10 protein-coding genes are annotated in these 12,474 nt (G+C 62.9%); 8 read left to right on the forward strand and 2 right to left on the reverse strand.

Features of this window, described 5'->3' with window-relative positions:
* Positions 1-733: 733 nt before the first annotated feature.
* Positions 734-964 (forward strand): helix-turn-helix domain-containing protein, encoded by a 231-nt coding sequence (locus ACE3P0_RS16440; protein WP_374403811.1) that lies wholly within the window; start codon positions 734-736, stop codon positions 962-964.
* 765 nt (positions 965-1,729) lie between these two features.
* Here ACE3P0_RS16440 and ACE3P0_RS16445 read toward each other — a convergent pair.
* Both ACE3P0_RS16445 and ACE3P0_RS16450 read right to left on the reverse strand, forming a co-directional pair.
* On the reverse strand, positions 1,730-2,023 hold the full coding sequence (locus ACE3P0_RS16445) for a zinc-ribbon domain-containing protein (RefSeq protein ID WP_374403812.1): 294 nt from the start codon (positions 2,021-2,023) through the stop codon (positions 1,730-1,732).
* An 86-nt stretch (positions 2,024-2,109) separates the two neighbouring features.
* Positions 2,110-4,185 (reverse strand): heavy metal translocating P-type ATPase, encoded by a 2,076-nt coding sequence (locus ACE3P0_RS16450; protein WP_374403813.1) that lies wholly within the window; start codon positions 4,183-4,185, stop codon positions 2,110-2,112.
* A 267-nt stretch (positions 4,186-4,452) separates the two neighbouring features.
* Here ACE3P0_RS16450 and cadR point away from each other — a divergent pair, with 267 nt between their 5' ends.
* From cadR to ACE3P0_RS16485, 7 genes are all read left to right on the forward strand, one after another.
* On the forward strand, positions 4,453-4,884 hold the full coding sequence (cadR, locus tag ACE3P0_RS16455) for a Cd(II)/Pb(II)-responsive transcriptional regulator (protein ID WP_374403814.1): 432 nt from the start codon (positions 4,453-4,455) through the stop codon (positions 4,882-4,884).
* Between the two features lie 404 nt (positions 4,885-5,288).
* A complete protein-coding gene (locus ACE3P0_RS16460; protein ID WP_374403815.1) occupies positions 5,289-5,645 on the forward strand; it encodes a hypothetical protein in 357 nt (118 codons plus the stop codon).
* 124 nt (positions 5,646-5,769) lie between these two features.
* Complete coding sequence (locus ACE3P0_RS16465) at positions 5,770-7,074, forward strand: TolC family protein (protein ID WP_374403816.1); 1,305 nt, start codon at positions 5,770-5,772, stop codon at positions 7,072-7,074.
* A gap of 2 nt (positions 7,075-7,076) precedes the next feature.
* Positions 7,077-8,273 (forward strand): efflux RND transporter periplasmic adaptor subunit, encoded by a 1,197-nt coding sequence (locus tag ACE3P0_RS16470; protein ID WP_374403817.1) that lies wholly within the window; start codon positions 7,077-7,079, stop codon positions 8,271-8,273.
* 13 nt (positions 8,274-8,286) lie between these two features.
* A complete protein-coding gene (locus tag ACE3P0_RS16475; protein ID WP_374403818.1) occupies positions 8,287-11,412 on the forward strand; it encodes an efflux RND transporter permease subunit in 3,126 nt (1,041 codons plus the stop codon).
* Position 11,413: 1 nt separating this feature from the next.
* Complete coding sequence (locus tag ACE3P0_RS16480; protein WP_374403819.1) at positions 11,414-11,752, forward strand: P-II family nitrogen regulator; 339 nt, start codon at positions 11,414-11,416, stop codon at positions 11,750-11,752.
* Positions 11,753-11,820: 68 nt separating this feature from the next.
* On the forward strand, positions 11,821-12,138 hold the full coding sequence (locus tag ACE3P0_RS16485) for a hypothetical protein (RefSeq protein ID WP_374403820.1): 318 nt from the start codon (positions 11,821-11,823) through the stop codon (positions 12,136-12,138).
* The last annotated feature ends 336 nt before the right edge of the window (positions 12,139-12,474 follow it).

Here is a 12,474-nt window from a genome sequence, read left to right on the forward strand (position 1 = left end):
AAACGAACCCCCTCCGATTCCCGGCGCGGTGGCGCTAGATGCGAGCGACCTCGCCCCAACGCATAGGCTGGAGCTTCGGCGTGGTGCGGCGCGGAAAGCATGTCGGGCACCAAAACCGCCACCGCGCCGGGAAACGCCCACCCCGATTCCCGGCGCGGTGGCGCAAGAACCGAGCGACCTCGCCTCCAAGCGCACGGGGGGAAACGTCGGCGCAGTGCGGAGCGAAAAGCATGGCGGGCAACGAAGACACGAGCGCGCGGTGACGGGGAAGTTTACGGCGGCATGAGCCACTCATTGTCGCAGGTACGCCTGCACGAGACTGGCTTTGCGAGCATTAACATGACATTAGCTTCGTAGAAGCGCTGCCGGCAATTGCGCGCGCGCGCGCCACAGCTTCGGCTGCAACCAATCGAAACATTTATCAATTGTTAACAGATTAGAAAAGGGGTCACCGGCATCGCGCAGCAGCTATCACTGGCACCTCCACAGCGTTCTCCGCGCCGCACGACGACACTACTTAACGCGACCTCCACGACATGGTTATTCATATAGTACATACACCATAAAGCATTGATTTTACTTGCATCTCCCAGAGATGACGGACAGTTCAAATTGAGTCAGCATGATGGTCACTTGAACCGACCGGCTATCGGCAACGCGGCTCCCGCCAGTCGCGTCCAGCTGCAAAAAAACTGCTGAATACAATCGAACCTATTCTTTCTGGAGGCACTCAATGCCGCGAGTAACAAGGCTCAGCCAAGCTGTGCTGCGTTTTGATGATCTGCCCGACACCGCGTTGCTCAGCATATCTGATGCTTGCACACTGCTATGCCGCTCGCGCGCATCTATCTATCGAGCACTCAAGCAAGGAAAACTGCACTCAGTCAAAATCGGAGGATCCCGACGGCTCAGCGCAAGGGTTATCCGCGAGGCGGCCGGGGACCTGCGGAGCCTAGAGCAATAACGGTCACATTGCCCCCAAACGGTTCAGTGCCTCTGACCGCGGAGCACGTGGACATTGCGCTAAGCGAAGGCCAGCGCAAACACGGTGCGCATGAACCGAGATGTATCTGCGTATTCCGGTGAAACCAGCCGGCCGTTCTGGTTGAAACCCGCCACCTGTTCTGGTTCAAACTAAGCCAGCTGTTCTGGCTCAAACCATGGAACTGGCGACGGCCGTCCTCCATCCCGTGCGGTCACGAACGCGAATGGCAACCCGCAGCCCACTGGAGACATTCGACCTGTTGTGCTGCCAGAGGCGGGGAACTGGGTGCAGCGGTCATTCATGACCTGACGCGGGCTACTGGTGCTCGGCCTTAACTGTCGGTGAGCTCCGAGGCAAATTGATAGCGAACGTCAGCTAACGAGCACTAGGCGCGCATCGGCGTCCGGCCAGAAGCAGCCGCTGGCAACGACGACACAAGCAGTCAGTGAAGGCTGGTAGCAGACATTGTTCAGCAACACGCAAGCGGCGGCAGAGCCCAAGTCCGGTCATTCGAGGAACGCCCCTCCGAATGACCGCTGAGTCGTTCAGTCGATGCGCCAAATGCAGGGCGCCGAATGATCTCTTCCGTGCTCGATGAAGTGGCACTGCCGAACCACTGCAGGTCTTCCGTTTCGTAAGAGGCAGCCATCTACTGGGTTTCACGCACGCAAGGACTACCCGGCGGCCCTCGTTCGACTGATGCGACTTCGGGCTCTCGGCTCGATTCGATACCGAGGCCGGAAATCAAGCGGCTGTTCCGCACCGACTGCAGAACTTCGCGCCCGGCGGGAGAGACGTACCGCATTGCTTGCACCCGGAGGGGATGAGAGAGGCGCCGCACTGCTGACAGAACTTTGCGCCTTGGGAGTTCAATGCGTTGCAGTTCGGGCAGGCGATGCCGCTGTTCACGCTTGGCGGCTGCGACCTGTCGCTGTTGTTCCCACCGCCGTAGTTGTCTCGATGACCACCGCCGTGGTGACCACCACTGTAGTGGCCTCCGCCGTGGTGACCGCCAAATAACCTGTCAAAGATACTCATCTTTGATCTCCTGTTTGCTCCAGCTGCCGCCGAATGGGTTGGGTGCCGCCAACTGCAAGCACTGCGATGTCGGATCCATAGGGTGTTTACTTTCGCAACAGCCTTAATCCGTTGCCTACGACCAGCAGGCTCGCGCCAACATCAGCGAACACCGCCATCCACATGGTGCCGAAACCGACCAAGGTGAGCACCAGGAACACGGCTTTGATCCCTAATGACAAACTAATGTTTTGGACCAGTACCGAGCGCGTGGCTCGTGATAGACGGACGAACGCAGGAATCTTGCGCAAATCGTCGTCCATCAAGGCGACATCTGCTGTCTCGATTGCCGTATCGGTCCCCATCGCACCCATGGCGAAACCGATATTTGCGCGGGCAAGTGCTGGAGCGTCGTTGATACCGTCACCGACCATGCCTACAGTTCCTTCGGTGGCGAATCCTTCCACGACTTGCAGTTTGTCCTCGGGCAACAGGTTGCCGCGCGCTTCGTCGATGCCGACTTCCTGCGCGATGGCTTCGGCGGTGTGCGGGTTGTCGCCAGTTAACATTACGGTCCTGACACCAAGTCGGTGCAGCTCGGCAATGGCGGCCCGACTGCTATCTTTCACCGTATCCGCAACCGCGAACAGCGCCAGCACCTGCTGTTCATCGAACAACAGCACCGCTGTTTTTCCTTGGCGCTCCAGTTGATCAAGGCGTGTTTCGAGCTTAGGGGAGCAGCGGTTGAGTTCATGAACGAGGCGATGGTTACCCAACCAATATGGCTTACCACCAATCACGCCTCGCACGCCGCGACCTGCAAGCGCTTCGAGCTCATCAACTTGATCCAATGTCCCCGTATCGTCGCCGTTCGCCCGCGCAATGGCTTGCGATACCGGGTGGTCGGAACGACTGGCAAGGCTGACCACCAAATGGCGGCAACGCTTTTCATCCATGTCGGCCAGCAGTTCAAAATCGGTCTGCTGGGGTTTGCCATGGGTGATGGTCCCGGTCTTGTCGAGCGCAAGCCAACGCAGTTTGCGGCCCTCCTCCAAGTAGACGCCTCCCTTGATCAGAATGCCGCGCCGAGCCGCCGCGGCTAAGCCACTGACGACCGTAACAGGCGTCGAGATCACCAGCGCACACGGACATGCGATCACCAACAGGACCAGCGCTCGATAAATCCAATCCTGCCAGCCGCCAGCGAGGAACAGCGGTGGCACCAGGGCTACAGCCAGCGCGATCGCGAACACAATCGGCGTATAGACGCGCGCAAATTGGTCGACGAAACGCTGCGTTGGCGCCTTTGCACCCTGAGCCTCCTCGACTGTGTGGATGATGCGTGCGAGGGTCGTATTGTTAGCCACCGCGGTGACCCGATATTCGAAGGAGCCAGACTCGTTGATCGTGCCCGCGAAGACTGTGTCGCCGAGGTTCTTGTCCACTGGCATGCTCTCGCCTGTGATTGGCGCTTGATTCACGCTCGACGAGCCGCGGACTATCTCACCGTCTAGTCCGATGCGCTCACCGGGCCTAACGCGAACCAGACTTCCTATCGGCACGATGTTGGCCTCGATGTCTGCCCAGGAGCCATCCCCTTGCTGAACCGTAGCTGTCTCAGGAGCCAGTTTCATCAGTCCTTCGATGGCGTTGCGCGCACGATCAAGGGATTTCGTCTCAATCAATTCCGCCACGGTGAATAGCACCATCACCATTGCAGCCTCTGGCCATTGACCAATCGCCATTGCCCCCGTCACCGCGATGCTCATGAGTGCATTGATGTTCAGATTGCGGTTGCGGATCGCCACCCAGCCCTTCTTGTAGGTTGTCAGCCCGCATGACGCCACGGCCAATATGGCGAGTACCGCAGACACCCAGGTAGGTAAGCCAATCCAGCTCGTTGCCTCCGAGACGATTGCGCCAACACCCGCCAGAGCCAAGGGCCACCATTGCTGCCGGCGTTCCGTCGTGGGACCGAGCTGACCGCGAGTGTCGGGCAGTTCGGGCTCGAAACCGAGTGAGCGCAAGGCTTCGAGAATCCGGTCTAGCGCGTTCGGGGCATGCACGACCGTTAGCGCCTGCTGCATCAGATTGAATTCGATGGCTTTGATCCCCGCCATGCCGTCCAGCCTCTTGCGGATTAGCGCTTCCTCCGTTGGACAATCCATCTGCGTGATGCGCATTGACGTTCGAACAGTCTCCGCTTCCACTTCTGACGTATCTAGGCGAGCCGCCGCGACCGGCGCCTGCGCACAACATGAAGCGTCGATATGGTCGTGGGGGGGGGCCTCGATTGGTCTTTGGTCCGGGGAATCCTCTTGCTGAGCATCACGCCCAGGTTTCTTCTGATGGTCACAACAGCTTGTCATGGCGAGCCTCCGATTTTCGTCGTATGCTTCGCATTGAAAACCCTATAGCTACTGTAGGGTCAAGCGCGTTGGAGGAATTCCATGAAAATCGGCGAGCTCGCCTTAGCGGCGCAATGTACGGTAGAGACCGTCCGCTACTACGAACGCGAGGGGTTGTTAGCGGCGCCCGCGCGAACTTCTGCAAACTACCGAAGCTATGGCGCAAGCCACCTGGAGCGACTGCGCTTCATCCGTAACTGTCGTGCCCTCGACATGGCGCACGACGAAATTCGCGCACTCCTTGTCCTCGCGGAGCAGCCCGCCAGTGATTGCCACGGCGTTAACCATTTGCTGGACGAACACATCGCCCACGTCAACACCCGAATCGCGGAGCTGACACAGCTCAAGTCGCAGCTCGATGAACTTCGTCGTCGCTGCCAGCACGAGCAGCCGGTGGAAGCGTGTGGCATCTTGAAAGGACTCGCTTTGATGGAGCCAGAGACCCGGAAAGAAAAGCACACCCATTTGGGATAGCGATGGTTCGAATTGGGGTGTGTATGGGACGGCCAGCTTTCTCGGCGCAAAGTCCACATTGATGCGCTGGACGCAATGCCAACCGGCGTCAGGGCGCTAGACTCACGCATGACTGCGGTGCGGGGATCCCAACGCAAACAATGACGGTGGAGGCCCCAAAAGTGCTTACTCTTGGTTGTGCCAGCGAAACTGATCCGTCCAAGTCTGCTTGGCAGAAAGATTGACGCAAGATCTTCACGAGAGCCGCTTGACTCTACACCCACTTCAGGGTTTCTAATGGCGGCTACGTATGCAGCTTGAACGGCGAGCAAATCCGAAAAGAGGCTAGTAGTCTCGAGAGATTTGCCGAGCGCTCAGGGCTGCCAATACAGACCTTCTGTCAGTAGATCTTCCATCTGAACACTATGCGACGCCTCGTCTTCGTCCTGCTGCTCGTGTTTCTGCCGCTCCAGGCTGTCTGGGGTGCGGCGGCGAGCTATTGCGGACACGAGGCAGACCCGGCAGCCAAGCATTTTGGGCATCACCAGCACAAGCATCAGCCGGGGCAGGGCGAGCGCGGCACCGATGGCAACGGAAGCGCCAAGACCAACAGCATCGGGGACTTCGACTGCGCGACCTGTCACCTGAGCTCTCCCTCGCTGGCGTCCAGCCTCGTCGTGGGCCTCGTGCCGGCCGACGGCCCGCCGCAGTTCAACTACCACCGTAGCGATCTCTCGCATATCCCCGCAGGGCCTGAACGGCCGGATCGTGCGCTCGCCTGATTCCCGGCGAGCCGATCTCTTCGCGTTTCCCTTCGTGAGCTGAACGTCAGGCGCCAAGCCTGTCGGTCGCGGCATTGCGCTCGCCGGATCTCCCACGTCATTTCGTCGTACTCAGGAGAATCCGATGCGATTCAAGCTATTGGTCGCGGCCACGCTATGGGCTGCGACAACCGGGGCGAGCTTCGCCCAGAACACCGAACCACCGGTCGCGGGGCAGGCACTGCGCGCGCTGACGCTCGAAGAAGCCTGGCGGCTGGCCGAGCAGGCCAATCCTGCGCTGCGGCGCAAGGCCGCGCAACAGGCGGCCTTGGAGGGCCTGGCGCAGGACGCGCGTGCGCTCTTCTTCAGCAACCCCCAGATCAGCTGGGAAGGCACCCGGCGCGACGTGCCCCTGAGCGGGGCGCCAGACGAGCGCCGCAAGGAGTGGTCCGCGGGTCTTTCGCAAACGCTGGAGATCGGCGGACAACGTGGTTACCGGGTGTCCGCCGCCGATGCAGCGATCAGCGCGCAGGCGGCCCAACTGGAAACCCAGCGGCGCGAGCTTCAGGTCATCGTCGCGCAGCAGTTCTACCGGGTTCAGGCGCTTCAGCAACGGGTCGGCGTCGAGGAGGCAGCGCAGGCACTGTTCGAGCAGACCGCGAGCGCGGTATCCAAGCGCCGCGAGGCGGGAGAAGACACCAGGCTCGATGCGAACGTCGCCGCGGTGGAGGCCGAGCGGGCGCGCAGCCAGCTCGACGCCACCCGCGAGCAGTTGATAGCCGCGCGCAACGACTTGGCTGCCGCGCTGCAGTTGCCGGCCGGCGCGCAACCGGAGGTGTCAGCCGACCTCGCGACCGCGCTGGAGCAAGCCTTGCCTGCGTTGGCGCCGCTGCTCTCGGCACTACCGACGCAGCCGCGCCAGCGCGCGCTGGCGGCGCAGGAGGACGGTGCGCGAGCACGGCTGGGGCTGGAGCGTGCGAGCCGCATGCCGGATCTCACACTGGGCCTGAGCGTTGGGCGTGAGGGGGCGACCGATGCGCGTGAGCGCCTGACGACGCTGTCGCTGTCCGTACCGCTGCCGCTTTTCAAGCGCAACGCCACCGGCGTCGGTGAAGCCAGCGCAGCGCTGACGCAGGCACAGATTGAGCGCGAGAGCGGCCTGCGCGATGGCGAGGCGAACCTGCGCAGCCTGCATGCGCGGCTGCAGAGCCTGCAGCGCCGCGTGCAGCGCCTTCAGGGCGTGGTCGCGCCTACCCTCGCGAGCAATGCCCAGCTCTCCGAGAAGTCCAGGCGTGCGGGCCAGATCGGCCTGCTCGAACACATCGTCGTCAGCAGGCAGGCGCTCGACGCCCGCCGCGACCTGATCGATGCCCAACTCGAATTCCAGAACACGCGCCTCGCACTGACGCAGGCCGCCGGCCTGCCGCTGGCCCCCGAACAAGGAAAATGACCATGAACCCAAACCTCGACTACCCGCGCTCAGCGCTACGCCTAAGCCTGGTCGCAAGCGCCGTGGCGTTGACCCTGCTGGTTGGTTGTGGCGCCAAGACCGAAGCGCCCGAGGCCACCGACAAGGGGGCTCAGGCTGAAACACCTGCGGCGCAGAAGGGTGGCCTGCTCAGCTTAGGGAAGGACGAACTCGCGCGTAGCGGCCTCAAGGTCGAAGTGCTACAGGCCACAGCATTGACGGACGTAGTGGAAGTGACTGCAACCATCCAGCCCAATGCAGATCGCTTTGCTCGCGTAGGCGCCCCCGTGGAAGGCCGTGTCGTCAGCGTGGCTGCACCGATTGGCGCACAGGTGCGCGCCGGCCAGCTCCTGGCCGTGGTCGAGAGCGTGGCACTGGGCGAGGCCAACGCAACCCTGAGTGCGGCGCGCGCATCCGCGCGCATCGCCGAAGCGGACTTCAAGCGTGCCGAGGCGCTGCACGCCGACGAGATCATCGCGCAGAAGGACTATCTGCGTGCCCGCGCCGAGTACGAGAAGACCGCCGCCGAATTGCGCGCGGCGGAAGAGCGTGTTCGGGTGCTGGGCGCGAACCCGTCCGAGGCCGGGCGCGGAGGCGCTCGGCTGAGCATCACCGCGCCGTTTGCTGGCACGGTGGTGGCTCGCAAGGCAACGGTCGGCGAGCTCGCGACGCCTTCGGAGCCGATGTTCGCGGTGGCGGACCTATCCACCGTGTGGATCGAAGCGAACCTGACCGAGGCCATGCTGGCGCGCGTGCGTTCCGGCGCAAAGGCGAGCGTCAGTGTCGACGCGTATCCAGGCGAGGTCTTCGAGGGCAAGGTCACCTACGTGGCGGGCATGCTCGACAAGGCTTCGCGCACCGTGCCCGCGCGGATCGAACTCGCGAACAAGGATGGCCGCCTGAAGCCCGAGATGTTCGCGAAGGCGCGCATCGAGGCGGGCGACGCGCCGGCGACCGAACGCCTTGCCGTACCGGACGACGCGATCGTGCTGCTGCAGGGGCAGCCGACGGTCTTCGTTGCGGAGGCCGACGGCTTTGCTCCTCGCGCGGTCGAGCTTAGCGAGAAGCACGGCGGCCGCTCCGTGGTGCGTTCGGGGGTTGCGGCCGGTGAAAGACTGGTCGTGGCGGGAGCGTATGCCTTGAAGGCGCGCCTATTGAAGTCGCAGATCGGTAGCGATTGAGCGAAGGAGAACGATGATGCTCAATGCAATCGTGGATACCGCGCTGCGGTACAAGGTGCTGGTGCTGGTGGCCTTCGCGGTCATCGTCGGCCTGGGGGTGCAGGCTTTTCGCAACGTGCCGGTCGACGCTTTCCCGGATGTCACTCCGGTGCAGGTCAACATCTACACCGAGTCGCCGGGACTCGCGGCCGAAGACGTCGAGAAACTGCTGACGACGCCGATCGAAGGGGCCATGGCAGGGCTCGCCGGGGTCGAGGAAGTGCGCTCGGTGTCGCTGTTCGGCCTCTCGTATGTCGGTGTCTATTTCAAGGACAACGTCGACATCTACTTCGCACGCCGGCTCGTTGGCGAGAAGCTGCAAGAGGCGAAAGGGCGCCTGCCGCAAGGCTACGGCGAACCCGTGCTGGGGCCGAACAGCTCCGGTCTCGGCCAGGTGTTCTGGTACACCGTGGAGTCGGCCGACAAGAAACTCTCGGCGATGGATCTGCGCACCCTGCACGACTGGACGGTGCGGTTGATCCTGCGTACTGCGCCGGGTGTGGATGACGTGATCTCCTGGGGTGGCGAAGAGAAGCAGTACCAGGTGCAGATCGACCCGGCGAAGCTCATCAAGTACGAACTGGGCTTCAAGGAGGTAATGGAGCAGCTCACCGCCAACAACAAGCAGGTCGGCGGGCAGTATCTGAACATCGGCCGTGAGCAGTACTTGGTGCGCGGGCTCGGCCTCGTGTCGAACACGCGTGACATCGGCTCCATCGTGCTCGCCGAGCGCGACGGCACGCCGATCTACGTGCGCGACGTGGCGACGGTGACCGAGGCGCCCGCCCTGCGCTTCGGCGCGGTGACGCGCGACGGTAAGGAGGCGGTGCTGGGCATGGCGCTCTCGCGCGTCGGCGAGAACGCGAAGAGCGTGGTCGACGCGGTGAAGGCCAAGCTCGCCACCGCGCAGGCCGCCCTGCCAGAGGGCGTGAGTCTGAAGCCGATCTACGACCGTACCGACATCGTCGAGAAGGCCCTGAAGACGGCGGAGAGCGCGCTGGTCGAAGGCTCCCTTCTCGTCGCCATCGTGCTGTTCCTGTTCCTCGGAGAAGTGCGCTCGGCGGTCGTCGTGATCGTCACGCTGCCGCTGGCGATGCTGATGGCCTTCCTGATGATGAATCAGGTCGGCATGTCGGCGAACCTGATGTCACTCGCGGGGCTTGCGATCGGCATCGGCATGATGGTCGACGGCGCGGTGGTGATGGTCGAGAACGCGTTCCGGCTGCTCGCACATGCGAAGGAGTCGGGCCAACCGATCAACAAGACGCACCTGATCCTCGAGGCCGCTCGCGAGGTGGCGAACCCGATCGCGTTCGCGATCCTGATCATCATCGTCGTGTTCATGCCGCTGTTCTCGCTCACTGGTCTCGAAGGCAAGCTCTTCAAGCCGATGGCACTGACGATCACCTTCGCGATGGCGGGTTCGCTGATCCTCTCGCTGACCCTGGTGCCGGTGCTCGCCGCGCTGATCCTCAAGCCCAAGGAGGAGAAGGACACCTTCGTGGTGCGTCAGGCGAAGGCGGCCTATCTGCCGCTGCTCGACTGGGCGCTTGGGCACAAGAAGCAGGTGATGGCGGGGGCGGTGGCCTTGCTGGTCGGCTCGCTCGCGCTCTTCCCGCTGCTGGGCAAGGAGTTCATGCCCACGCTGCAGGAGGGCACGATCATGTTCCGCATCACCGGCATCCCCTCGACCTCGCTCGATGAGTCGATCCGCGTCTCCAATGTGGTGGATACGACGCTGCGCCAGCGCTTCCCGCAGGTGCGCTCGGTGCTCGCCACGATCGGCCGTGCCGAGAAGGGTGAGACCTCCGACGTGAACTACATGGAAGTGCTGCTCGACATGAAGCCCGAGGCCGAGTGGCCCGCGAAGGTCTCCTACGCGAAGCTTTCGGCCGACATGCAGGCGGTGCTGGAGGAAACCGTGCCGACAGCGGTATTCGGCGCGACGCAGCCTATCCAGATGCGTGTTGAGGAGTTGATCTCCGGGGTGCGCGCCACGCTTGCGCTGAAGCTCTATGGCGAGGACCTCGCGACGCTCGACCGCCTCAGCGGGCAGGTGAAGGCGGTGCTCGACAAAGTGCCGGGCGTGGCGGACCTCTCGGCGGAAGCCAACAAGGGCAAACCGCAACTCGTCATCAAGGTGGATCGCGAAGCCGCAGCGCGCTTTGGCGTCAACGCGGACGAGGTGTTGGAGATCGTGCAGTCCGGCATCGGTGGCAGCGCCGTCTCCACGCTGATCGACGGCACCAAGCGTTTCGACATCGCCGTACGCCTGGCTGAGAACTACCGCGCCAACCCAGCTCAGATTGCGGCGATTCCGCTGCGTACGCGAGAAGGCGTTCTGGTGCCTTTCGGCTCTGTGGCGAAAATTGAACTCGACGAGGGTTACTCATTCGTGCGCCGCGAGGCGCTGCAGCGCTACGCCGTGCTGCAGATGGACGTGAAAGGGCGCGATGTCGACAGCTTCGTGAAAGAGGCCGATGCACGCTTGCGCGAGCAGGTGAAGTTGCCGGCGGGGTATTGGGTCGAGTGGGGCGGGGCCTTCGAGAACCAGCAACGTGCGATGGCGCGGTTGGGAATGATCGTGCCGCTGACAATCGGGCTGATCTTCCTGCTGCTCTACACCGCCTTCAATTCGGTGAGGCACGCGACCCTGATCATCGCCAACGTGCCCTTCGCCATTATCGGCGGCGTCGTCAGCCTCTTTGTGACCGGGCAGTACCTGTCGGTGCCCTCGGCGATCGGCTTTATCGCCGTGTTCGGCGTGGCGATGCTTAACGGCATCGTGATGGTGTCCTTCCTCAATGATCTGCGACAACGCGGCCGCAGCATCCGCGACGCGGTTCGCGAGGGGGCCGCCTTGCGCCTGCGCCCGGTGCTCATGACGGCCACCGTGGCCATCCTGGGTCTCGTACCGATGCTGCTGTCCACCGGCGTGGGCGCCGAAACCCAGCGCCCGCTGGCGACGGTAGTCGTCGGGGGGCTTTTCACCTCAACGGCGCTGACGCTGTTGCTGCTGCCGCTGCTCTATGAATGGTCCGAACAGCGCGCCGAGGCGCGCCGCGTGGCCGCGCTCGACCTCGCCAAGGAAGGAGCCTGACATGAAGGAAATCAAGGCCTACGTGCATCGCAGCCGCATCGCCGACGTGATGCAGGCGCTCAAGGAGTCAAATCCTTTCAAGGGTCGCGAGGGCGCCCACCGACACAACCTGACGGCCTACGTCGTGAAGGGCTCGCTGAAGGCGCTTGACCAGCAGGAGCAGCACTACTCGCTGGATCTGGGTGACGCTGTGATCGACGAATACAAGCTGGAGTTCGTGTGCGACGACGCCGACGTCGCTGAACTGGTCGACCTGATCAAGACGACGGCACGCACCGGCGGAGGCTGTTGCGGGTGGGTCTATGTCCTTGACGTGCTCACGGCGGAGCCTATCGAATGATCCGTCCGGGCGTCGGGAATCGGCCTCGTCGCGTGGCGAGGCGAGGTCGGCTGTGGCTGGCCGCACTCATGCTGTCTTGGCTCGCCGCGTGCTCGACCTCGAGTGGTGCTGGCGAGAGGGATTCGGCGCGCGTACGAACTGGCAATGTTGTCGCGGTCGGTCTGCTCGCCGAACTGCAGCCGACGCGTCCGGATCGCTGCGCGCAACCAAGCGCCGAGTTCGATCAGCAGCGCGGCTATGTGGTGATGTACCGCTCGCCGGTGGGGTATCGGACTCGGGTTTTCGCGTCGAGCAGCGGGCAACAGGCAACAGTGGGCGATCGGGTCAGCTTCGACGACAGTGCCTGCTCCGCCGTTCCACGGCGTATCACTGCTGATTCGGACTGATCCACAGACCTTGACGGAAAGACGGGCCGCGCCATTGCGGTCCGTCGTAGTCCTGTTCCTGAGGGCGCGGCCAGTGCGCCATCGGTTGAAGCAGAACCAACGTTCTGAGATGAAACTGATGGGCAGTTATCGGGCAGAACCCATATCCGAACGCGCCGCCAAGGGCGGGGTTGGAGGTTGCCGCGCGTGTTGCGAAGAGCACAACGGTCAGCATGAAAAAGATCAAAGCTCCTGTTCGTTGCCGTTGCCGTTGCCGTTGCCGTTGCATTGCCAACGCCGTGCTGGAACGAAATACGGAGCCTGCGTGGGAAATGGAGCTGTGCCCGGCGAGAGCTC

Source organism: Niveibacterium sp., from assembly GCF_041909475.1.
Taxonomy (GTDB): Bacteria; Pseudomonadota; Gammaproteobacteria; order Burkholderiales; family Rhodocyclaceae; genus Niveibacterium.